Raw genomic sequence first — 19,881 nt, 5'->3', positions numbered from 1 at the left:
GTGGGTCGACCCCGACAGGTTTCTTGTCGGGGTGCATACGGGGTCGAGCACGATCGGGGGCGGGGACATGGGCGTCATGAGCCCTGGCAAGCGTCTGAAAAGGAACCCGTCGGCGATGCGGATGGTGGGTGAGCTGGTTGCCCTGTTCCGCAGAGCGGCAGGAATGACTCAACGAGAACTGGCCGACCGGCTGGTTGTAGCGGAGTCGACGATCGCGGCGATCGAGCAGGGACGCCGCCCGCTGTTGCCGGACCTGGCGGGCGCGATGGACCAACTTTTGGGCACCAAGGGTGCTTTGGCCGTCGCGGTGGCCAACATGCCGGAGATCGACGAGTTCCCGCTGTGGGCGGAGTCGTACATCAAGCACGAGCGTGAGGCGATCACGCTGTCGCTGTACGCGAACCAGGTCCTGCCGGGCCTGCTGCAAACCTGGGACTACGCAGAGGCGGTCTTCCGTGAACGCGTCCCCTCCTACGAGGAGGACGAAATCAGCGCCAAGACAGCGGCCCGGGTGGAACGACAAGCGATCCTGCATCAGAAGAATCCGCCGACGGTCAGCTTCGTCATCTGGGAGCCGGCACTCCGACTCAGGATGGGCAATCGCGACACACAGGTCGCGCAACTGCAGCACCTGGTGGAGTGCGCCCAACTCCCTTGCGTGTCACTGCAGATCCTGCCGCTGGACAGCAAGCATCACGCTGCGCTCAACGGCCCATTCGTCCTCCTGGAGACGCCCGACCATCAGCACCTCGCATACATGGAAACCCAGCGCGGAAGCCAATGGGTAGCTGATCGCGACGAGGTGTCCATCCTGCAACGCAAATATGCGATGCTGCGAGCCCAGGCCCTCACTCCAGACCACTCCTTGGGCCTGCTGGACGCCCTGCTAGGAGAGCGATGAGCACCGCATTGCACTGGTTCAAGTCGACCTACAGCGGCAGCGAGGGCGGCGAATGCCTCGAAGTCGCCTACAACTGGCGGAAGTCCAGCTACAGCGGCGACGAGGGCGGGGAGTGCCTCGAAATCGCCCCCCACCCCACCGCCATCCACATCCGCGACTCCAAGAACCCCGAGGGCCCGATGCTCACCGTGAGCCCGGGGGCGTGGGCGGCGTTCGCGGACCAGGCCGGTGGCGCCTCGCAGTGACCCGCCCCGTCGTCACGTACGATGAGCTCCGCCAACTCGTGGACGGTTATGAAGGGTTGGCGGACGAGCACGGCCTCCTCGTGCGCGCGGACATCGCGGACCTGCAGATCAACGTCCGCGTGGTCGACGCGACCCCGATGCGCGGGCAGATCATGGTCGAGACCGCCTTGCAGGTCCAGTCCCAGGACGAGTCAGTGGTCCCACTCGTAGGCGGCCGCGCTCACCATCCAGGCCTAGGCGTGTGCCGTACCGCAGACCTGCTGGTCGTCGCAGAAGACATCCTGGACCGGCAACCCGACGACTTCGCGGTGCTCGGCCCGAGCGCGGCCGCCGCCGTTGAAGTCTCCGCCGACGGCGAGAGCGACGCGCTCCGCACCTACCGGCGCTTGGGCGTCCCCGTGTACGCACACGTCGACCCCAGATGCGGCACGCTCACCGTCCACTCGGCGTCATCGCGCCGTACGTACAAGTTCGGCGACGCCGTGCAGCTGGGCCCGTGGACGATCGACACGTCCAAGTTCCCCGCCCGCTGAACCTCCTACTGCGCCCGCTGCCCCAGAATGCAGAACTCGTTGCCCTCCGGGTCCGCCAGGACGACCCAGGACTGCTCGCCCTGGCCGATGTCCACGCGGCGGGCGCCGTGGGCGATCAGGCGGTCGACCTCGGCGGCCTGGTTGTCCGGGCGGAAGTCCAGGTGCAGGCGGCTCTTGGCCTTCCTGGCCTCGTTGAGGCGGACGAAGTCGAGGCCCGGTGTGACGTCCTCCGCCGGGCGGATCTCGTACTCGTCGTCGTCGGAGTACACGACCACCCAGCCGAGGGCCTCCGCCCACCACTGCCCGAGAGCCGCCGGGTCTTCCGCGTGGACGATTACCTGTTCCCAGTTCAAGGTCATCCGAGGAGCTTAGGTCAGCGGGGGCCGCACGCAACCGCTTATCCGAACAAGTCCATACGGGCCGCAGACCGTCACGCCGCAGAGTGCCGGAACCGGCTCCGATACTCCGTGGGCGTCGTGTTCAACTGGCGTCGGAACGCGCGGATCAGGGTGTCGATCGTGCGGAAGCCGCAGACCGTCGCCACGCGGTCCAGGGTGTCGTCCGTCGATTCGAGGCGCTGGCGGGCGAGTTCCACCCGGGCCGCCTCGATGTACGCCGCCGGGGTCGTACCCAGTTCCGTCTTGAAGAGGCGGGTGAGCTGGCGTTCGCTGATGTGGGCGGCCGCCGCGAGGTCGGGGACCGTGAGCGGCCCGGTGAGGTGCTGCGTCACGTGGGTGCGCAGCTCGTCCATACGGCGGGACGTCGAGCCGGGTTCCGTCGGCACGCTGAACTGGCTCTGGCCGCTGGGGCGTTTGAGGTACATGACCAGTTGCCGGGCCACGCGCAGGGCCGTCGCCTCGCCGAAGTCCTCCGCGACCAGGGCGAGCGACAGGTCCAGGCAGGCGGTGATGCCCGCGCCCGTCCAGACCTCGCCCTCGCGGATGAAGATCGGGTCCGCGTCGACGCGTACGCCCGGGTGCTCCGCCGCGAGCTGCTGCGCCGTGGACCAGTGGGTCGTGGCGCGCCTTCCCTCCAACAGGCCTGCTGCGGCCAGGAGATGAGCCCCTACGCAGACCGAGGCGATACGGCGCGCTCCGCCCGCGAGGCGGGCCACCCACGCGACCGTCCCCGGGTCCGCGACCGCCCGTACGCCGCCCGACCCGTCCGGCTCCACCGAGCCCGGCACCAGGAGGGTGTCGATGGGGCGCCCCGCCACCTCGTCGTACGTCACGTCGGGCAGGACGCGGACGCCCGCCGCCGTCGTGACGGGGTCGAGGGAGCGCGCGGCGAGTACGACCCGGTAGCCCGCCGCGCCCGCCGCGCCCTCGGTATGCCCCGTCTCGCGCCGCAGCAGAGCGAAGACCTCCGGCGGGCCCGTCACGTCGAGCAGGTCGACCCCGTCGAAGAGCATCACGACGATCAGACGGTCCATCCCCGGCACCCCTTCCCGTACGGCATGTATCCGTAAGCCATGTCTGTATCTGCAAGTTACCTGACATTGCCGCCATCGCCACGCGTTCCTAGCGTGGAGGCATGGCAACCACGACCCTGCGTGAACTCAACGGCTTCGATCAGACCCCGGCCAAGCTCGCCGACGCGACGCTGATCCTCGTCGACTTCCAGAACACCTACACCCGCGGCACCCTCGAACTCACCGGCTGGCGCGAGGCCCTGGACAACGCCGCCGACCTGCTCGCCCGCGCCCGCGCGGCCGGCGCGAAGATCGTGCACGTGATGCACGACGGCGGCGAGGGCTCCGCGTACGACGTACGGGCCGAGATCGGGCGGATCCACGAGAAGGTCGCCCCAGTCGAGGGCGAGCCGGTCGTGGTGAAGGGGGCGCCGGACTCGTTCGTCGGCACCGACCTGGGCGAGCACGTCGACGCCGCCGGGAACACAGACGTCGTGGTCGTCGGCTTCATGACGCACATGTGCGTGACCTTCACCTCGCAGGGCGCCTTCCTGCGCGGCAACCGCCCCACCGTCGTCGCCGACGCCTGCGCCACCCGCCCCCTCCCGCACGGCGCCCGCGAGGGCGAGGTCCCGGCCGAGCAGGTCCACCAGAGCGCGCTCGGCACCATCGCCGACGTGTACGGGGTCGTCGTGCCGTCGGCGGACGCCCTGGGGTGAGACGTCCTGGGGTGAGACGCCCTGGGGTGATCGGCCCGGAAGGGTGGGCCTAGGCTCCCGCCCATGACCGATCCCACCCAGGACCTTCAGCACCTTCACCAGCGCTGGTCCGCCGCCCTGCTCGCCGTGCGTGGCGAGGGCGGCGGGCCCGACCCCGCCCCGTACGCGGTGAACCTCGTCGAGCGGTGGGCCGAGCCGCAGCGGAAGTACCACACCGTGGCGCACCTCACGGCGGTCCTGGACCACATCGACACCCTCGCCGCGCACGCCGAGGACGCGGACGTGGTCCGGCTCGCCGCCTGGTTCCACGACGCGGTGTACCTGCCGGAGCGGTCCGAGAACGAGGAGCGCTCCGCCCGGCTCGCCGAACGGGCCCTGCCCGAGGCCGGGTTGGGCACCGACGCGACCGCCGAGGTGGCCCGGCTCGTCCGCCTCACCGTCACGCACGACCCCGCCGACGGCGACCGCAACGGCGAGGCGCTGTGCGACGCGGACCTGGCGATCCTGGCCGCCGAGCCGGAGGCATACGCCGCGTACGCGGCCGCCGTGCGCGAGGAGTACGCGTTCGTGCCGGACGAGGCGTTCCGCGACGGACGCGCGGCCGTCCTGCGCCAACTCCTCGATCTGCCACGGCTGTTCCGCACCGCGCACGGCGCCGCCGAGTGGGAGGAGCGGGCCCGCCAAAATCTCGCTGTCGAGCTGGAGCTGCTCACGGCATGATCGGGGCATGACCCCTTCCCCCAGCGCGCCCTCGCTCGTCACCCTGCTCCCCGTCACCCCGGCCGCCGCCGCCAACCTCGCCCTCGGCGGGACCGGCGGCTTCGACTGGATCGAGGGCGGCCCCGAGGGCGGCACCCGCATCGGCGCGAGCCTCGTCGCCAAGTCCGAGGGCGAGGGTACGTACGTACCGGGCTGGGGGATCTACGTCATCGCCCGCGCCGACGACGGACGCGCGGTCGGCGCGATGGGCTTCCACAGCGCGCCCGTCGAGGGCCGCGTCGAGATCGGGTACGACGTGGTGACGGCCGCCCGCGGCCACGGTTACGCGACCGCCGCCCTGCGCGCCCTGACCGCCTGGGCCCTCAGCAAGCCGGACGTGACGGCGGTCTTCGCCCGCACCACACCGGATAACACGGCCTCCCGGCGCGTCCTCGAACGGGCCGGGTTCACGCTCACCGCACGCGAGCCCGAAGAGCTGACGTACGAGCGGGAGTGCTGACGTACGAGCGGGAGTGATGTGCGTCCGTACAGGAGTGTTGTGCGTCCGTACGGGAGTGACATGGGTCCGTACGGGAATGCGCGCCGCCCGGTCACTGTTCGCAACGGATATGCCCGACCCCGTGACCGACACCGGTTCCCCCGCCCCCTCCCCCGACAGCGCCAAGAGCTCCAAGACCCGTATGCCGATCGCCGTGCACACGCTCGGCCTCGCCGTCTTCGCGCTCGGCACCAGCGAGTTCATGCTCTCCGGGCTGCTCCCGGAGATCGCCCGCGACATGGACGTGTCCATTCCCAGCGCGGGCCTGCTGATATCCGCGTTCGCGATCGGCATGGTCATCGGGGCCCCCGTGCTCGCCGCCGCCACGCTGCGGCTGCCCCGGCGCACCACCCTGGTCTCGCTGATCACCGTGTTCGGCCTGGGCCAGGTCGCGGGCGCGCTCGCCCCCACGTACGAGATCCTCTTCGCCTCCCGGGTGGTGAGCGCCCTCGCCTGCGCCGGGTTCTGGGCGGTCGGCGCGGGTGTCGCCATCGCCATGGTGGACAAGGGTGCCCGGGCGCGCGCGATGGCCGTGATGATCGGCGGGCTCTCCATCGCCAACGTCCTCGGTGTGCCCGCGGGCGCCTTCCTCGGGGAGCACTTCGGCTGGCGCTCGGCGTTCTGGGCGGTGGGCGCGGCCTCCGCGATCGCGCTCGTCGGCGTCGCCACGCTGATCCCCCGCATCCCGGTGCCGGAGCAGAAGCCGCAGCTCCGCCGTGAGCTGGTGATCTACCGGGACCCGCAGGTGTGGGTGCAGATCGTGCTGATCACGCTCGCGGGCGGTGGTGTGTTCTGCGCGTTCAGCTATCTCGCGCCGCTGCTCACCGACGTGTCCGGGCTCGCGTCCGGCTGGGTGCCCACCGTGCTCGCGCTGTTCGGGATCGGTGCGCTCGTCGGCACGATGATCGGCGGCCGGGTCGCCGACGCGCACCTCTTCGGCGTGCTGTTCAGCGGCATCGTCGCCTCGTCGGTCTTCCTGATCGTGCTCGGCCTGTTCGCGTCCGTCGCGGCCGTGGCGGTCGCGGTGGCCTTCCTCGTCGGCTTCTCGGCGTTCTACACGGCGCCGGCGCTCAACGCCCGGATGTTCAACGTCGCGGGCGCCGCCCCGACCCTCGCCGGGGCCACCGCCACGGCGGCTTTCAACCTCGGCAACACCAGCGGGCCCTGGCTCGGCGGCCTCGTCATCGACGCGGGCTTCGGCTATACGTCACCGGCGTGGGCGGGCGCGGGGATGACGGTCCTCGGCCTGGCCGCGGTGGTGCTTGCGCTGCGCCTGCAGAAGGGCCGTTCGGTGACCGTCGCGACGGGCGGCTCCGCCGTCACGTCCTCGGCCGCTTCCTCCGCGGTGGCTGGTGAGCGTTCCGCTCCCTCCGCCGTGGCTACCGACCGCTCCCGCTCCGCTTCCTCCGCCGCAGCCCCGCCCGCGTGAGCAGTCGTACGACCTCACGGCTGGACACCTCGACCGCACCGGCACGCACCGCGTCCGCGTACCGGTGCGCCGGTACGTCGTAGTGGTCCCGCTCGAAGGCGCGGCGCGGGCAGCCCACCTGTTCGGCGAAGGCGTGCAGCTCGTCGTACGACACATCGCTGACCATGTGCGACCACATGCGGCCGTGGCCCGGCCAGGTGGGCGGGTCGATGTAGACCGTCACCGGCCCACCGAACCGAGCGAGCCGACGGCCGCGACGACCACGCCCGCCTTGCCGCACACCCAGTGCGGGTCGGCGCCCAGCTCGGGCTCGACGTCAAGGGCGTGCGGCTCTCCCGTACCGCACACGACGCACAGCGGCCAGCGGCCGTACTTGTCCAGGAGCGCGTCCTGGACGTCCTGGGCTATCAGGCCCGCGACGAACTCCACGCCCTCCGGCCACTGCCCGACCCACCAGCGGCGGTGGGTCACGGCGTCCTCGACGAGCGACACGACGTCGGCCTCGGCCACGTCGCCCGCCACGAGGTCGGCCAGGACGAGCGCGCGAGCCGCGTGCAGGGCCTGCTCCAGGTGACTGGTGGGGTCCGGGTCCGGGGCGTTCATGCGTCCATTGTGGACCCTCCGCCCCGACGGAAGTCGATCCGTTTCCGGGGGACCGCTCCCGCTGCTGCGGTCCTACTCCGGGCGCGGGGCGAAGATCCGGAACGTGTTGTCCTCGGGGTCCCGGAACACGGTCCAGCGGACCCCGTCCTGCTCGTTGTCGCTCACTCTCGCCGCGCCCAGAGCCTCCACCCGGTCCGCCTGCTCCGCCCAGTCGCTCTCGCCCCCGAGGTCGAGCATCAGGCGGTTGTCGCCGAGGGGGAGCTCTCCGGCCGGCCGGTGGAACATCCAGGTCGGCCCGTCACCCTCGAACCCGATCGTCGCGAACGCCGCCGTCGCCCCCGCGTCGACCGGCCGCATCAGCACACCGGCCCAGAACTCGGCCAGAGCGGCGGCGTCCCGGCAGTCGAACGAGTACATGCCCACCTTCATGCTGTTCCGCGTTCCCATGGCGCTACGCCTCGATCCGCTCCAGCAGCCTGACGGTGACCTCGTCGCCCTCTTCCTTGCCGATCGCCTTCCGCACGTCCGCCTTGACGGGGAGCTTGTGCCGACCGTCGCCGAGCGCCATGAAGGAGCTGCGGAACGGGTGCCCGTCGACCGTGCCGCGAACCTTGACGAGCCCCCGCGTACCGAAGAACTCGGCCGACTCGGGCCAGACGACATAGGTCCAGCCGCCTTCCTCCGGGCTCTTCTGCAGGGTCGCGGTGAATTCCCTGTCGATGTCGATCATGAGTACTGCCCTCCAACCGGGGGTCGTAAGGGGTCTTACGTTCGGTGGACCTCCCGACCGGCCGAAACTCATCGCAGCCCCGCGAAAAACAGCCGCTCACCACGCCATCCGCGTGTTCGTCAAGCGACCCCACCCCCATGAGTGATCTTCCTCAACTCGGCTTCCGTTCCTGCCGGTTGGCCCGCTTACGCTCCACTCGAACGCCCTTGCTCCACCTTCGCACCACCATCGAACGGAACCGCATGGTCACCTCCTCCCACGAGGCAATGCACCGGATCTTCCAGCACGATCCCGGGCTCTTCAGCCGCGTCTCCCACTTCCTCGGGGCCGACATCCCCAGACCCGTCGGAGCGACCGCCCTCCCCACCGACCTCACCGAGGACAGCCCGGTCGAGCGCCGCGTCGACACCCTGCTCCGGCTGGACACCGCCGACCAGGGCCCCTTCCTGCTCGCCGTGGAGGCCCAGGGCAAGAAGGACCCGGCGAAAGCTTCGAGCTGGGCGTACTACGCGGCGTATCTATGGACGAAGTACCGCCTGCCCACCGCACTCCTGGTCGTCTGCCAGGACCTGCGCACCGCGAAGTGGGCCCGCGGGCCGATGACCTGCGGCCCGGCGCAGGTACCCACCCTGACCCTGCAGCCACTTGTCGCCGGGCCGCACAACATGCCGCAGATCACCGACCCGGACGAGGCCCGCGCGGACCTGGTCCTGGCAAGCCTGGCGGCGATTGCGCACGCCGCGGATCCGGGGGTCGATGCGATACTGAAGGCGCTGTCCGCAGCGCTGAAGGACGCCCCCGAGGACCTCGTACACCCGATCATCGAATTCACCGCCCGGGGCCTGGGCAACCGCCCGGCCAAGCACACTTGGAGGAACCTGATGGCCGTGGACCTCTCCTTCTACACGTCGTGGCTCGCGGAAGAGATCCGGGACGAGACCGCGGCCAGGTATCTGCTGCGAGTCCTGGAACGGCGTGGCTTCGATGTCTCAGACGACGTACGCGAGCGCATCACCAGCTGCCACGACCAGAGCCTGTTCGACGCCTGGATGGACCGCGCCCTCACCGCGGAGCAGGTCTCGGACATCTTCGAAGACGAGTGACCCGGCCGCCGACTCCGAGCCGCCCCTTCGGCAGCTACACGGAAGAACAGGTCCGCGAAGAAGGCCTCAGACTCGCTCACGCGAAAGGCCTCACAGGCTATCTCGCGGACTGGTACGTCGAGCACTTCCTCGAGGTGTGCGCGGAGGCGTATGCCGAGGGGTACGCCGAAGGGTGCGCCGAGGCGCTGGAGGTGATCTTCCGAAGGCGCGGCCTCGACGTGCCCGACGGTCTGCGAGAACGCGTCATGAGCTGCCGTGACGACGAGGTGCTGGGCGAGTGGATCTCCCGGTCCCGCACCGTCGAGAGCGCCTCGGACATCTTCGACGGCGGCGCCCAGCCATAAGCGCGCTCGTGGGCGAAGGTCCCGCCTCCCGGTGTGACCTAGGACCCTTGACGGCACCCGGGGCGGAAAATATCTTTCAAGCGTGAGCAATGACGTGAAGGAAATTTTCACCGGCGGCACTGGCGGCAACGGCGGGAACGGCGGTGCCCCGCCCGCGCCCGCCGCCCTCGCCGCGAAGGTGCGTACGCTCGCGCCGTCCATGACCCGTTCCATGCAGCGGGTCGCCGAGGCCGTCGCCGGTGACCCGGCCGGCTGCGCGGCCCTGACGGTCACCGGGCTCGCCGAGCTCACCGGCACCAGCGAGGCCACGGTCGTGCGCACGGCCCGCCTCCTCGGGTACCCGGGCTACCGCGACCTGCGCCTCGCCCTCGCCGGCCTCGCCGCCCAGCAGCAGTCGGGGCGCGCGCCGGCCGTGACCGCGGACATCGCCGTCGACGACCCGATCGCGGACGTCGTCGCCAAGCTCGCGTACGACGAGCAGCAGACCCTCGCCGACACCGCCGCCGGGCTCGACACCGCGCAGCTCGGCGCCGCCGTCTCCGCGCTCGCCGCCGCCCGCCGCATCGACATCTACGGCGTCGGCGCCTCCGCCCTGGTCGCCCAGGACCTGGCGCAGAAGCTGCTCCGCATCGGCATCCTCGCGCACGCCATGGGCGACCCGCACCTGTCCGTGACCAACGCGGTGCTGCTCCGCTCCAAGGACGTCGCCGTGGCGATCACCCACTCCGGCTCCACCGGCGACGTCATCGAGCCGCTGCGCGTCGCCTTCGAGCACGGCGCCACCACGATCGCGATCACCGGCCGCCCGGACGGCCCGGTCTCGCAGTACGCCGACCACGTCCTGACGACGTCCACGGCCCGCGAGAGCGAACTCCGCCCGGCCGCGATGTCCTCGCGTACGTCCCAACTCCTCGTCGTGGACTGCCTGTTCGTCGGCGTGGCGCAGCGGACGTACGAGACGGCCGCGCCCGCGCTCGCCGCGTCCTACGAGGCGCTCGCGCACCGCCACAGCCCGCGCAGCAGATAACCCCCGGCCCCAGAAGACTTCCGAACCCCCCACCCGCCGCGTACGAGAGAGCCGCCGCACCCATGACTGCCACCACCCCCGACAACTACGGCGAACTGCGCGCCCAGCTCGCCACGCTCACCACGGAGGCGTTCCGGCCCGAGCTGGCCGAGATCGACCGGCTGTCCACCCTGGAGATCGCCCGCACGATGAACGGCGAGGACGCCTCCGTCCCGACGGCGGTCGCCGAGCGGCTGCCGCAGATCGCCGCCGCCATCGACGCCACCGCCGAGCGCATGGCCCGCGGCGGCCGCCTGATCTACGCGGGCGCCGGCACCGCCGGACGGCTCGGCGTGCTCGACGCCAGCGAGTGCCCGCCCACCTTCAACACCGACCCGGACGAGGTGATCGGCCTGATCGCGGGCGGCCCGTCCGCGATGGTCACCGCCGTCGAGGGCGCCGAGGACTCCAAGGAGCTCGCCCGCGAGGACCTGGAGAAGCTGGGCCTGACCGCCGACGACACGGTGGTCGGCATCTCCGCCTCGGGCCGCACGCCGTACGCGATCGGCGCCGTCGAGCACGCCCGCGCGTCCGGGGCCCTGACGGTCGGCCTGTCCTGCAACGCGGACAGCGCACTCGCGGCGGCCGCCGAGCACGGCGTCGAGGTCGTCGTCGGGCCCGAACTCCTCACCGGCTCCACCCGGTTGAAGGCGGGCACGGCGCAGAAGCTCGTCCTCAACATGCTGTCGACGATCACGATGATCCGGCTCGGCAAGACGTACGGAAACCTGATGGTGGACGTGCGCGCCTCCAACGAGAAGCTGCAGGCCCGCTCCCGCCGTATCGTCGCGCTCGCCACGGACGCCTCGGACGCGGCCATCGAGTCCGCGCTCGCCGCCGCCGACGGCGAGGTGAAGACGGCGATCCTGATGATCCTCGCCGATGTCGACGCGGCCACCGCGAACGACCTCCTGACCGGCTCGAAGGGCCACCTCCGGGCAGCCCTCACCGCCGCCTCCGCCACGCCGTCCTCCCCCGCCACGCCGTCCTCCCCCGCCCCCTGAATCCCGGCACCACCCCCGGTATCCCCGCACAGCAAGGCCCGTACATGAGCACCGACAACAAGAACCGCGCCACCGCCGCCGCGATCCTGCCCCTCGTCGGCGGCGCAGCCAACATCGATTCCGTCGCGCACTGCATGACCCGGCTCCGGCTCACGCTCCACGACCGCACGCTCGTCCAGGACGAGGCCCTCGCGGCCCTGCCCGACGTGATGGGCGTCGTCGAGGACGAGACGTACCAGATCGTGCTCGGCCCCGGAAAGGTCGCCCGGGTCACGCCCGAGTTCGAGGCCCTGGTGGAGGAGGAGCGGGCGGCACGGCCGGACGCGCCCGCCGCCCCGCAGGCGTCGCTTTCCGCCGATGAACTGGCCGAGCGGGGCGCCGAGTTGAAGGCCGCGCAGAAGGCCAGGAACCAGACCCCCGTCAAGCTGTTCCTGCGCCGGATCGCCAACATCTTCGTACCGCTGATCCCGGCCCTGATCGGCTGCGGCATCATCGCGGGCCTCAACGGCCTCCTGGTCAACCTCGGCTGGCTGCCGTCCGTGACCCCGGCGCTCGCGGCGATCGCCTCCGGCTTCATGGCGCTGATCGCGGTGTTCGTCGGCATCAACACGGCCAAGGAGTTCGGCGGTACGCCGATCCTGGGCGGCGCGGTCGCGGCGATCATCGTCTTCCCGGGCGTCGCGAACATCGAGGCGTTCGGGCAGAAGCTGTCGCCGGGGCAGGGCGGTGTCCTGGGCGCCCTGGGTGCCGCCGTACTCGCCACGTACATCGAGAAGTGGTGCAGGAAGTGGGTCCCGGAGGCGGTGGACGTCCTCGTCACCCCGACCCTCACGGTGCTGCTCTCCGGCCTGGTCACGATCTTCGGCCTGATGTTCGTCGCGGGCGAGGTGTCCACCGCGATCGGCACGGGCGCCAACTGGCTCCTCGACAACACCGGCGCGTTCGCGGGCCTGGTCCTCGGCGGACTGTTCCTGCCCCTCGTGATGCTGGGCCTGCACCAGGCCCTGATCCCCATCCACACCACGCTGATCGAGCAGCAGGGCTACACCGTCCTGCTCCCGATCCTGGCGATGGCGGGCGCGGGCCAGGTCGGCTGCGCGATCGCCGTCTTCAAGCGCCTCAAGCGGAACGCGTCCATCCGTACGACGATCAAGTCCGCGCTCCCCGCAGGCTTCCTCGGCGTCGGCGAGCCCCTGATCTACGGTGTCTCGCTGCCCCTCGGCCGCCCGTTCATCACGGCCTGCGTGGGCGGCGCGGCGGGCGGCGCGTTCGTCGGCTTCTTCTCCATGATCGGCGACAAGGTCGGCTCCACGGCCATCGGCCCGTCCGGCTGGGCCCTGTTCCCCCTCCTCGACGGCAACAAGGGCCTGGGCGCCACGATCGCGGTCTACGCGGGCGGCCTCCTGGTCGGCTACGTGGTCGGCTTCCTCGCCACGTACTTCTTCGGCTTCAGCAAGCAGATGCTGGTGGACCTGAACGCGGCCCCCGAGGACACGGCCGCGGACGAATCCCCGACGACCGGAGCGGAAGCGGAACCGGCGACGGCGGCAGCCACAGCCGCAGCCGCAGCCGCAGCCGCAGCCACGGACGGTCGGCCCAAGGAGCCGGCGGGGGTCTAGGGCCCGTCTCCCATCGCGTTGTCAGTGGCCGGGCATAGCCTGCGGCCATGAACGACGACGCGACGCACGGGACGCACTGGACGCACGGGACGCTCTGGACGGCGCTGCGCGCCCTGCCCCTCTCCGAGGTGCGCAGGCGCGCCGCCGTCATCACCGAGGTCACCGAGATCGGGCCGATGACGGTGGACGGCGCGGAGCGCTTCGCCTGGAACGACAGCGGCGGCCAGTCCGCGGTGTGGTACTTCACCGCGGACGGCCGCGCCCTGCTGCTCACCTTCGACCACGAGTCGCCCCTCAACCTCTACGCCGAGGACGACTACGCCCTCCAGCGGTCGCTGTACGACGGCGTCCCCGAGGATCTGCTCCGCCTGGTCCTCGACCGCCCGGAGAACTACGAGTCCCTGAACCTCACCGACCCGCGCTCCGGCGGCACGATCCACTACGCGGGCGGCGTCTTCTGGTTCGACGGCGAGCGGTGGCACATAGCGGACGGCACCCGCGCCCACTGCGCACGCGAGAAGCTCGACCTCTTCGTCGAGTCCGGCTTCGACTACTGCCTCTCCGACTACCTCCTCGACACCCCCGACTTCACCCCCGAGGCCTTCGCCAAGTACCGCGCGGAGGACGGCTATTACGAGGACGAGGAGGAGGCTTCGGCCCACTTGGCCGACCTGAGGGAGATCTTCCTGCGGCACCCGTGACGGGATGGCCGCAACGCCACTTCCCGGAAGCCCGTGGCCGACGTACACTTTCCTGTACGTACAGGATCACGTACACCATCTCCGGGGAGGCCACGATGCGCACCATGACGTACACAGAGTCCAGAGCCAAGTACGCCGAGACCCTCGACAGAGTGGTCGACGACCGTGAAGAGGTGATCGTGACCCGCGCGGGCCACGAGCCAGTGGTGATGGTCGCACTCGACGAGTACGAGTCCCTGAAGGAGACGGCCTACCTGCTCCGCAGCCCGGAGAACGCGCGTCGGATCCTGCAGGCGATCGAAGACCTGGAGAACGGCCAAGGCGTTGTTCGGGAGATGCTGGATTGAAACTCGTCTGGCAGGAGCAGGCCTGGGCCGACTACGTCGGATGGCAGACGGAGGACCGCAAGGTCCTCAAGCGGATCAACGCACTGCTCCAGGACATCACCCGCAACGGCAACGAGGGCATCGGCAAACCGGAGCCCCTGAAACACGGCTTCCACGGCTACTGGTCGCGCCGTATCACGCAGGAACACCGCCTCATCTACAAAGTGGTCGAGGACGAGGTCCGCATCGCGGCCTGCCGCTACCACTACGAGCGCTGAGCACGCCCCTCCCCGAACAACGCCCGAGGGCGGCACCCCCAAGAAGGAGGTGCCGCCCTCGGTCAGGACAGGTTGATCAACCAGAGGTCGATCAGAAGTCCATGTCACCGCCCGGCATGCCGCCCGGAGCGGCCGCGGCGGCCTTCTCCGGCTTGTCGGCGATGACGGCCTCGGTGGTGAGGAACAGCGCGGCGATGGACGAGGCGTTCTGCAGGGCAGAGCGCGTCACCTTCGCCGGGTCGATGATGCCCTCGGCGATCATGTCGACGTACTCGCCGGTCGCGGCGTTCAGGCCGTGGCCGACGGTCAGGTTGCGCACCTTCTCGACGACGACGCCACCCTCGAGGCCACCGTTGACGGCGATCTGCTTGAGCGGGGCCTCCAGGGCGAGCTTCACGGCGTTGGCGCCGGTCGCCTCGTCACCGTCGAGCTCCAGCTTCTCGAAGACCGCGGAGGCCTGCAGCAGGGCCACGCCACCGCCGGCGACGATGCCCTCCTCGACGGCCGCCTTGGCGTTGCGCACGGCGTCCTCGATGCGGTGCTTGCGCTCCTTGAGCTCGACCTCGGTCGCGGCACCGGCCTTGATGACGGCCACGCCGCCGGCCAGCTTCGCGAGGCGCTCCTGGAGCTTCTCGCGGTCGTAGTCGGAGTCCGACTGCTCGATCTCGGCGCGGATCTGGTTCACGCGGCCGTTGACCTGGTCGCTGTCACCGGCACCGTCGACGATGGTGGTCTCGTCCTTGGTGATGACGACCTTGCGGGCGCGGCCGAGCAGGTCGATCGTCGCGTTCTCCAGCTTGAGGCCGACCTCCTCGGAGATCACCTCGCCGCCGGTGAGGATCGCGATGTCGTTCAGCATCGCCTTGCGGCGGTCACCGAAGCCCGGGGCCTTGACGGCGACGGACTTGAAGGTGCCCTTGATCTTGTTGACGACCAGGGTCGACAGGGCCTCGCCCTCGACGTCCTCGGCGATGATCAGCAGCGGCTTGCCGGACTGCATGACCTTCTCGAGGAGCGGGATCAGGTCCTTGACGGAGCCGATCTTCGAGTTGGCGATGAGGATGTACGGGTCGTCGAGGACGGCCTCCATACGCTCCATGTCGGTGGCGAAGTACGCCGAGATGTAGCCCTTGTCGAAGCGCATACCCTCGGTGAGCTCCAGCTCCAGACCGAAGGTCTGGGACTCCTCGACGGTGATGACGCCTTCCTTGCCGACCTTGTCCATCGCCTCGGCGATGAGCTCGCCGATCTGGGCGTCGGCGGCGGAGATGGAGGCGGTGGAGGCGATCTGCTCCTTGGTCTCGACCTCCTTGGCCTGGTCGAGCAGGGCGGCGGAGACGGCCTCGACGGCCTTCTCGATGCCACGCTTGAGGGCCATCGGGTTGGCGCCGGCGGCTACGTTGCGCAGGCCTTCCTTGACGAGCGCCTGGGCCAGGACGGTCGCGGTCGTCGTGCCGTCACCGGCGACGTCGTCCGTCTTCTTCGCGACCTCCTTGACCAGCTCGGCACCGATCTTCTCGTACGGGTCCTCGAGCTCGATCTCCTTGGCGATGGACACACCATCGTTGGTGATCGTGGGGGCGCCCCACTTCTTCTCGAGGACGACGTTGCGACCCTTGGGGCCCAGGGTCACCTTGACGGCGTCGGCGAGCTGGTTCATGCCGCGCTCGAGGCCGCGCCGTGCCTCCTCGTCGAACGCGATGATCTTGGCCATGTGAAGTGGTCCTCCCGGACAGGGGGTGGAAACGCAAACGGACCGTGCTGGTGCCCGCGACGGACGGCCTGCGAGCCCGATGGTTCCTTGCCCCACCCGGCCTGCGAGCCTCACCGACCCGATCCAAATCTGTCACTCTCACCTTCAGAGTGCTAACGCCAATGATTAGCACTCGCCCCCTACGAGTGCAAGCGCCTCCCAGGATCCGGCAACTCCCGTGCGCGCCCCGCGCGCACGCACGAGGGGCCCGCATCCCTCTTCGGGATGCGGGCCCCTCGGCGTGAGTGCGTCGGTGGCCGATCGCGCCTGGATCAGACGGCGAGCTTGACCATGTCCGCCTGCGGACCCTTCTGGCCCTGCGAGATCTCGAACTCCACTCGCTGACCTTCTTCAAGGGTGCGGTAGCCGTCCATCTGAATCGCGCTGTAGTGGACGAAAACATCCGCACCACCGTCGACCGCGATGAAGCCGTACCCCTTCTCCGCGTTGAACCACTTGACGGTGCCCTGAGCCATGCCTAACTCCCCTATTACTGGCCCTTGCACAGATCCACACTTCGCGGACCCGGGTCAGACCTCACCCCCCGACAGGTGGGGGTGTGCGCCGGAACGCGTCGACCGCCGCTGAATGTATCTGCCCAACTGCCGTCTGCAACAGGTCAGTCGGACGAGAAATCCGGGCACGGCTGATCGGTTGAACGGGGAGAATTCGCCGTTTCCAGAACAAGTCGGACCGGGCGAAGGGAGCAAAACGTACGAATTGCGAGGGCTGTTCGGCCACAAGTCGTCGGCGAATCCAGGACTTCTCATATGCGTCCGGCATGCGCGGAGCTCAAAAGCGGAACAGCATTCCCGACTCTATCGCGGCCAACCCTGCAGAATTGCCCCCTCCGCTTCTGCGGAGGGGGCAATTCTGTAACGTTCTTGCGTAATACGGTCGGACGCTCGGTCAGCAACCGCCGGCGACGGCCGGTATGATCGAGACGCCGGCGCCGTCCGGGGTGGCGGTCTCCAGGCCCTGCTCGAAGCGGACGTCGTCGTCGTTCACGTACACGTTCACGAAGCGGCGCAGCTTGCCCTGGTCGTCCAGGACGCGCGCGGCGATGCCCGCGTGGTTCTTCTCCAGGTCGGCGATGACCTCGGAGAGGGTCGCCCCCTCGGCGGCGACCTCGGCCTGGCCACCGGTGTAGGTACGCAGGATGGTGGGGATGCGGACGTTGACGCTCATAGCTGTCTCCAATTTCAGCCCCTCCGGCGTTTGAGGAGCGGGGGTCTGGGGGCGGAGCCCCCAGTTCGGGAAGGGGCGGGGTGGGGAACTAGCCCGCAAGCCCCGCGGCGCGGAACGCGTCAAGACTGGGCTTGATGGTCGCCGTCGCCTGAGACGTGGGTGCCACGGCGTCGAGGGTCTTCAAACCGTCACCCGTGTTGAGGACCACCGTGGTCAGCGTCGGATCGAGCAGGCCCTCCTGCAGAAGCTTGCGGGTCACACCCACCGTCACACCCCCCGCCGTCTCCGCGAAGATCCCCTCGGTCCGCGCAAGCAGCTTGATCGCGTCGACGACCTGCTCGTCGTTCACGTCCTCCACCGCGCCGCCGGTGCGCCGGGCGATGTCCAGGACGTACGGGCCGTCCGCCGGGTTGCCGATCGCGAGGGACTTGGCGATGGTGTTCGGCTTCTGCGGGCGTACGACGTCGTGGCCGGCCTTGAACGCGGTCGACACCGGCGAGCAGCCCTCGGCCTGGGCGCCGAAGATCTTGTACGGCTTGTCCTCGACCAGGCCGAGCTTGATCAGCTCCTGCAGGCCCTTGTCGATCTTCGTGAGCTGGGAGCCGGACGCGATCGGGACGACCAGCTGGTCGGGCAGCTGCCAGCCGAGCTGCTCGCAGATCTCGTACGCGAGGGTCTTGGAGCCCTCGCCGTAGTACGGCCGCAGGTTCACGTTGACGAAGCCCCAGCCCTCGCCGAGCGGGTCGCCGATGAGCTCGGAGCAGAAGCGGTTGACGTCGTCGTAGTTGCCCTCGATGCCGACGAGCTCACCGCCGTAGACCGCGGCCATGACGACCTTGCCCTGCTCCAGGTCGTGCGGGATGAACACGCAGGAGCGGAAGCCGGCACGGGCGGCCGCGGCGCCGACGGCGCCGGCGAGGTTGCCCGTGGAGGAGCAGGAGAGCGTGGTGAAGCCGAAGGCGCGGGCGGCCTCCAGGGCCTGGGCGACGACGCGGTCCTTGAAGGAGTGCGTCGGGTTGCCGGAGTCGTCCTTGATGTACAGGCCGCCGGTGACGCCGAGTTCGGCCGCGAGGTTGTCGGCCTTGACGAGCTTGGTCCAGCCGGGGTTGAGGTTCGGCTTGGTCGCCACGTCGGCCGGGACGGGCAGCAGCGGTGCGTACCGCCAGATGTTGTCCGGGCCTGCCTCGATCTGCTTGCGCAGCCCCTCCGGGTCGCCGACCGGCAGGTCGTACGCCACTTCGAGGGGCCCGAAACACAGCTCGCAGGCGAAGATCGGGCCGAGGGGGAACCGCTCGCCGCACTCGCGGCAGGAGAGGCCCGAGGCGGGGCCGAGGTCCACGGTGGTGGTGGCGGTGGTTTCGGTCTGTACAGCCATGAGAGGCGAGGCCCTTTCTCCTCATCTTCCTCGCGACGCACTTCGCCGCAAGACGGATTTGGCACCTTCCCTAGCCGGGGCCTCGCGCGCCCAGTTGCGCAAGTAACCAGCTGGAGGGTTGCCGGGGCTTCAACGGGCCGTATCCCTCTGCCCCTCTGGATGAGCGGTATTCGGTTGTTGCGGGACGACCCCGGCATGCGGTGGTCGTTCGCGTTGTTCAAGACTGTAACCGACGGCTCTCGTTGTTGAGATAGTCGTCCGAACCGCGAGATGGATCACAACCAGGGAGTAACAGACGTGCTCGAAGAGGTGGAGCGCTGGCTCGAACGGCGCTCCTGGGCCGTCGGGGACCGCCCGCTCGACCTGCTCTTGGCCGCGAAGGCCCGGCAGGGGACGACGGTCAGCGTGGTGCTGCCCGCGCTGGACGAGGAAGCCACGGTCGGCGCGATCGTGTCGGTGATCCGCGGCGAGCTGATGACGGACGCGGTGCCGCTCGTCGACGAGCTGGTGGTGGTCGACTCGGGCTCCACCGACCGTACGTCCGAGGTGGCGGCGGCCGCCGGGGCGCGGGTGGTGCACCGGGACGCGATCCTGCCGCGGCTGCCCGCCGTGCCCGGCAAGGGCGAGGTGCTGTGGCGCTCGCTCCTGGTGACCAGTGGTGACGTGGTGTGTTTTGTGGACGCCGACCTCAGGGAGTTCTCCGCGGACTTCGTCACGGGGATCGTCGGCCCGCTCCTCACCGACCCCGAGCTGCAGTTCGTGAAGGCGATGTACGACCGGCCGCTGGGCGAGGCGACAGGTCAGGGGGGCCGGGTCACCGAACTCGTGGCGCGGCCGCTGCTCAATCTGCACTGGCCCCAACTGGCCGGATTCGTCCAGCCGTTGGGCGGCGAGTACGCGGCCAGGCGCTCGCTGCTGGAACAGCTGCCGTTTCCCGTCGGGTACGGCGTGGAGCTGGGCCTGCTCGTGGACTCGCTGCACACCGTGGGCCTGGACGCGCTCGCGCAGGTCGACGTCGGAGTGCGGCTCCACCGCCATCAGGACGGGCGGGCGCTCGGGCGGATGGCGGCGGCGATCTACCGCACGGCACAGCTGAGGCTCGCCCGCGGGCATCTCGTACGGCCGCGGCTCACCCAGTTCGAGCGGGGCGAGCAGGGCTTCGAGCCGCGTACGCACGCGGTGGACACGGAGGAGCGGCCGCCGATGGTGGACATCGAGGAGTACCGGGACCGCCGCGTGGCCTGAGTGGCGCGATGTCACGTTTGAGGGTTCCCGGGCCTGGCTAGGTTCGCGTC

At 69.9% G+C, this 19,881-nt stretch carries 26 protein-coding genes and 1 riboswitch; of the genes, 16 read left to right on the top strand and 10 right to left on the bottom strand.

The window, feature by feature from the left end:
• Positions 1-76 precede the first annotated feature (76 nt).
• From QIT00_RS05925 to QIT00_RS05915, 3 genes are read left to right on the top strand one after another with little or no spacing between them, the layout of a single operon-like run.
• Positions 77-901 (top strand): helix-turn-helix domain-containing protein, encoded by an 825-nt coding sequence (locus QIT00_RS05925; RefSeq protein WP_282534042.1) that lies wholly within the window; start codon positions 77-79, stop codon positions 899-901.
• Complete coding sequence (locus tag QIT00_RS05920; RefSeq protein ID WP_282534015.1) at positions 898-1,146, top strand: DUF397 domain-containing protein; 249 nt, start codon at positions 898-900, stop codon at positions 1,144-1,146. Before QIT00_RS05925 ends, QIT00_RS05920 begins: the two co-directional genes overlap by 4 nt.
• Positions 1,143-1,679: a Uma2 family endonuclease gene (locus tag QIT00_RS05915; protein WP_282534014.1), complete on the top strand. Its 537-nt coding sequence runs from the start codon at positions 1,143-1,145 to the stop codon at positions 1,677-1,679. Before QIT00_RS05920 ends, QIT00_RS05915 begins: the two co-directional genes overlap by 4 nt.
• A gap of 5 nt (positions 1,680-1,684) precedes the next feature.
• On the opposite strand, the gene QIT00_RS05910 is transcribed toward QIT00_RS05915, so the two are convergent.
• Positions 1,685-2,038 (bottom strand): VOC family protein, encoded by a 354-nt coding sequence (locus QIT00_RS05910; RefSeq protein ID WP_282534013.1) that lies wholly within the window; start codon positions 2,036-2,038, stop codon positions 1,685-1,687.
• A gap of 71 nt (positions 2,039-2,109) precedes the next feature.
• Positions 2,110-3,111, bottom strand: a complete 1,002-nt coding sequence (locus QIT00_RS05905; RefSeq protein ID WP_408909725.1) for a GlxA family transcriptional regulator — start codon at positions 3,109-3,111, stop codon at positions 2,110-2,112.
• A 101-nt stretch (positions 3,112-3,212) separates the two neighbouring features.
• On the opposite strand from QIT00_RS05905, the gene QIT00_RS05900 reads away from it, so the two are divergent.
• The 4 genes from QIT00_RS05900 (at position 3,213) to QIT00_RS05885 (ending at position 6,496) form a co-directional block, all read left to right on the top strand.
• On the top strand, positions 3,213-3,809 hold the full coding sequence (locus tag QIT00_RS05900; protein WP_282534011.1) for a cysteine hydrolase family protein: 597 nt from the start codon (positions 3,213-3,215) through the stop codon (positions 3,807-3,809).
• A gap of 63 nt (positions 3,810-3,872) precedes the next feature.
• Positions 3,873-4,529 carry an HD domain-containing protein gene (locus QIT00_RS05895; protein ID WP_282534010.1) on the top strand — a complete coding sequence of 219 codons (657 nt, stop codon included), beginning with the start codon at positions 3,873-3,875 and terminating at the stop codon, positions 4,527-4,529.
• A 7-nt stretch (positions 4,530-4,536) separates the two neighbouring features.
• Positions 4,537-5,028, top strand: a complete 492-nt coding sequence (locus tag QIT00_RS05890; RefSeq protein ID WP_282534009.1) for a GNAT family N-acetyltransferase — start codon at positions 4,537-4,539, stop codon at positions 5,026-5,028.
• Between the two features lie 181 nt (positions 5,029-5,209).
• Entirely contained in the window at positions 5,210-6,496 is a 1,287-nt protein-coding gene (locus QIT00_RS05885; RefSeq protein WP_282534041.1) for a Cmx/CmrA family chloramphenicol efflux MFS transporter, read from the top strand.
• Here the strand turns inward: QIT00_RS05885 and QIT00_RS05880 are convergent.
• The 4 genes from QIT00_RS05880 to QIT00_RS05865 all read right to left on the bottom strand — a co-directional run bounded on the left by QIT00_RS05880 (position 6,447) and on the right by QIT00_RS05865 (position 7,829).
• Positions 6,447-6,719: a DUF4031 domain-containing protein gene (locus QIT00_RS05880; RefSeq protein WP_282534008.1), complete on the bottom strand. Its 273-nt coding sequence runs from the start codon at positions 6,717-6,719 to the stop codon at positions 6,447-6,449. The two genes, QIT00_RS05885 and QIT00_RS05880, sit on opposite strands and share 50 nt — an antisense overlap.
• The gene (locus QIT00_RS05875) at positions 6,716-7,099 is read right to left on the bottom strand and encodes a hypothetical protein (protein WP_282534007.1); all 384 of its coding nucleotides are present in this window, start codon (positions 7,097-7,099) and stop codon (positions 6,716-6,718) included. The genes QIT00_RS05880 and QIT00_RS05875 overlap by 4 nt, the downstream gene beginning before the upstream one ends.
• A gap of 72 nt (positions 7,100-7,171) precedes the next feature.
• Positions 7,172-7,546, bottom strand: a complete 375-nt coding sequence (locus QIT00_RS05870) for a VOC family protein (protein ID WP_282534006.1) — start codon at positions 7,544-7,546, stop codon at positions 7,172-7,174.
• Between the two features lie 4 nt (positions 7,547-7,550).
• Positions 7,551-7,829, bottom strand: a complete 279-nt coding sequence (locus QIT00_RS05865; RefSeq protein ID WP_282534005.1) for a DUF1905 domain-containing protein — start codon at positions 7,827-7,829, stop codon at positions 7,551-7,553.
• 242 nt (positions 7,830-8,071) lie between these two features.
• Between QIT00_RS05865 and QIT00_RS05860 the strand changes: the two genes are divergently transcribed.
• The 8 genes from QIT00_RS05860 to QIT00_RS05825 all read left to right on the top strand — a co-directional run bounded on the left by QIT00_RS05860 (position 8,072) and on the right by QIT00_RS05825 (position 14,270).
• The gene (locus QIT00_RS05860; protein WP_282534004.1) at positions 8,072-8,932 is read left to right on the top strand and encodes a hypothetical protein; all 861 of its coding nucleotides are present in this window, start codon (positions 8,072-8,074) and stop codon (positions 8,930-8,932) included.
• Complete coding sequence (locus tag QIT00_RS05855; RefSeq protein ID WP_282534003.1) at positions 8,929-9,276, top strand: hypothetical protein; 348 nt, start codon at positions 8,929-8,931, stop codon at positions 9,274-9,276. Before QIT00_RS05860 ends, QIT00_RS05855 begins: the two co-directional genes overlap by 4 nt.
• Before the next feature lie 82 nt (positions 9,277-9,358).
• On the top strand, positions 9,359-10,303 hold the full coding sequence (locus QIT00_RS05850) for a MurR/RpiR family transcriptional regulator (RefSeq protein WP_408909724.1): 945 nt from the start codon (positions 9,359-9,361) through the stop codon (positions 10,301-10,303).
• 62 nt (positions 10,304-10,365) lie between these two features.
• Positions 10,366-11,346: an N-acetylmuramic acid 6-phosphate etherase gene (murQ, locus tag QIT00_RS05845; protein ID WP_282534002.1), complete on the top strand. Its 981-nt coding sequence runs from the start codon at positions 10,366-10,368 to the stop codon at positions 11,344-11,346.
• A 44-nt stretch (positions 11,347-11,390) separates the two neighbouring features.
• Positions 11,391-12,965, top strand: a complete 1,575-nt coding sequence (locus QIT00_RS05840; protein ID WP_282534001.1) for a PTS transporter subunit EIIC — start codon at positions 11,391-11,393, stop codon at positions 12,963-12,965.
• Between the two features lie 47 nt (positions 12,966-13,012).
• Positions 13,013-13,666 (top strand): hypothetical protein, encoded by a 654-nt coding sequence (locus tag QIT00_RS05835; protein WP_282534000.1) that lies wholly within the window; start codon positions 13,013-13,015, stop codon positions 13,664-13,666.
• 95 nt (positions 13,667-13,761) lie between these two features.
• A complete protein-coding gene (locus QIT00_RS05830; RefSeq protein WP_282533999.1) occupies positions 13,762-14,013 on the top strand; it encodes a type II toxin-antitoxin system Phd/YefM family antitoxin in 252 nt (83 codons plus the stop codon).
• Positions 14,010-14,270, top strand: a complete 261-nt coding sequence (locus QIT00_RS05825) for a Txe/YoeB family addiction module toxin (protein WP_282533998.1) — start codon at positions 14,010-14,012, stop codon at positions 14,268-14,270. Before QIT00_RS05830 ends, QIT00_RS05825 begins: the two co-directional genes overlap by 4 nt.
• A gap of 91 nt (positions 14,271-14,361) precedes the next feature.
• On the opposite strand, the gene groL is transcribed toward QIT00_RS05825, so the two are convergent.
• The 4 genes from groL to thrC form a co-directional block, all read right to left on the bottom strand.
• Entirely contained in the window at positions 14,362-15,984 is a 1,623-nt protein-coding gene (gene groL / locus QIT00_RS05820; protein ID WP_282514660.1) for a chaperonin GroEL, read from the bottom strand.
• A gap of 311 nt (positions 15,985-16,295) precedes the next feature.
• Positions 16,296-16,499, bottom strand: a complete 204-nt coding sequence (locus QIT00_RS05815) for a cold-shock protein (protein WP_005315736.1) — start codon at positions 16,497-16,499, stop codon at positions 16,296-16,298.
• Between the two features lie 433 nt (positions 16,500-16,932).
• Complete coding sequence (locus tag QIT00_RS05810) at positions 16,933-17,211, bottom strand: MoaD/ThiS family protein (RefSeq protein ID WP_282533997.1); 279 nt, start codon at positions 17,209-17,211, stop codon at positions 16,933-16,935.
• 88 nt (positions 17,212-17,299) lie between these two features.
• Entirely contained in the window at positions 17,300-18,586 is a 1,287-nt protein-coding gene (thrC, locus tag QIT00_RS05805; protein WP_282533996.1) for a threonine synthase, read from the bottom strand.
• Positions 18,587-18,604: 18 nt separating this feature from the next.
• Positions 18,605-18,752, bottom strand: a riboswitch (SAM riboswitch).
• Between the two features lie 131 nt (positions 18,753-18,883).
• Here thrC and QIT00_RS05800 point away from each other — a divergent pair.
• Entirely contained in the window at positions 18,884-19,831 is a 948-nt protein-coding gene (locus QIT00_RS05800; RefSeq protein ID WP_282534039.1) for a glucosyl-3-phosphoglycerate synthase, read from the top strand.
• Positions 19,832-19,881 lie beyond the last annotated feature (50 nt).

Source organism: Streptomyces luteolus (genome assembly GCF_029968015.1).
Lineage (GTDB): Bacteria > Actinomycetota > Actinomycetes > Streptomycetales > Streptomycetaceae > Streptomyces > Streptomyces luteolus.
This window is presented reverse-complemented; position numbering and strand designations above follow the sequence as displayed.

Excerpts from the sequence above, each read along its gene's own strand:
- QIT00_RS05910 (WP_282534013.1), bottom strand. The coding sequence starts at position 2,038 with ATGACCTTGAACTGGGAACAGGTAATCGTCCACGCGGAAGACCCGGCG.
- QIT00_RS05925 (WP_282534042.1), top strand. The coding sequence starts at position 77 with ATGAGCCCTGGCAAGCGTCTGAAAAGGAACCCGTCGGCGATGCGGATG.
- QIT00_RS05810 (WP_282533997.1), bottom strand. The coding sequence starts at position 17,211 with ATGAGCGTCAACGTCCGCATCCCCACCATCCTGCGTACCTACACCGGT.
- QIT00_RS05890 (WP_282534009.1), top strand. The coding sequence starts at position 4,537 with ATGACCCCTTCCCCCAGCGCGCCCTCGCTCGTCACCCTGCTCCCCGTC.
- QIT00_RS05920 (WP_282534015.1), top strand. The coding sequence starts at position 898 with ATGAGCACCGCATTGCACTGGTTCAAGTCGACCTACAGCGGCAGCGAG.
- QIT00_RS05835 (WP_282534000.1), top strand. The coding sequence starts at position 13,013 with ATGAACGACGACGCGACGCACGGGACGCACTGGACGCACGGGACGCTC.
- QIT00_RS05840 (WP_282534001.1), top strand. The coding sequence starts at position 11,391 with ATGAGCACCGACAACAAGAACCGCGCCACCGCCGCCGCGATCCTGCCC.
- QIT00_RS05865 (WP_282534005.1), bottom strand. The coding sequence starts at position 7,829 with ATGATCGACATCGACAGGGAATTCACCGCGACCCTGCAGAAGAGCCCG.
- QIT00_RS05885 (WP_282534041.1), top strand. The coding sequence starts at position 5,210 with ATGCCGATCGCCGTGCACACGCTCGGCCTCGCCGTCTTCGCGCTCGGC.
- groL (WP_282514660.1), bottom strand. The coding sequence starts at position 15,984 with ATGGCCAAGATCATCGCGTTCGACGAGGAGGCACGGCGCGGCCTCGAG.
- QIT00_RS05870 (WP_282534006.1), bottom strand. The coding sequence starts at position 7,546 with ATGGGAACGCGGAACAGCATGAAGGTGGGCATGTACTCGTTCGACTGC.
- QIT00_RS05860 (WP_282534004.1), top strand. The coding sequence starts at position 8,072 with ATGGTCACCTCCTCCCACGAGGCAATGCACCGGATCTTCCAGCACGAT.
- QIT00_RS05815 (WP_005315736.1), bottom strand. The coding sequence starts at position 16,499 with ATGGCTCAGGGCACCGTCAAGTGGTTCAACGCGGAGAAGGGGTACGGC.
- QIT00_RS05895 (WP_282534010.1), top strand. The coding sequence starts at position 3,873 with ATGACCGATCCCACCCAGGACCTTCAGCACCTTCACCAGCGCTGGTCC.
- murQ (WP_282534002.1), top strand. The coding sequence starts at position 10,366 with ATGACTGCCACCACCCCCGACAACTACGGCGAACTGCGCGCCCAGCTC.
- QIT00_RS05905 (WP_408909725.1), bottom strand. The coding sequence starts at position 3,111 with ATGGACCGTCTGATCGTCGTGATGCTCTTCGACGGGGTCGACCTGCTC.
- QIT00_RS05875 (WP_282534007.1), bottom strand. The coding sequence starts at position 7,099 with ATGAACGCCCCGGACCCGGACCCCACCAGTCACCTGGAGCAGGCCCTG.
- QIT00_RS05900 (WP_282534011.1), top strand. The coding sequence starts at position 3,213 with ATGGCAACCACGACCCTGCGTGAACTCAACGGCTTCGATCAGACCCCG.
- thrC (WP_282533996.1), bottom strand. The coding sequence starts at position 18,586 with ATGGCTGTACAGACCGAAACCACCGCCACCACCACCGTGGACCTCGGC.
- QIT00_RS05830 (WP_282533999.1), top strand. The coding sequence starts at position 13,762 with ATGCGCACCATGACGTACACAGAGTCCAGAGCCAAGTACGCCGAGACC.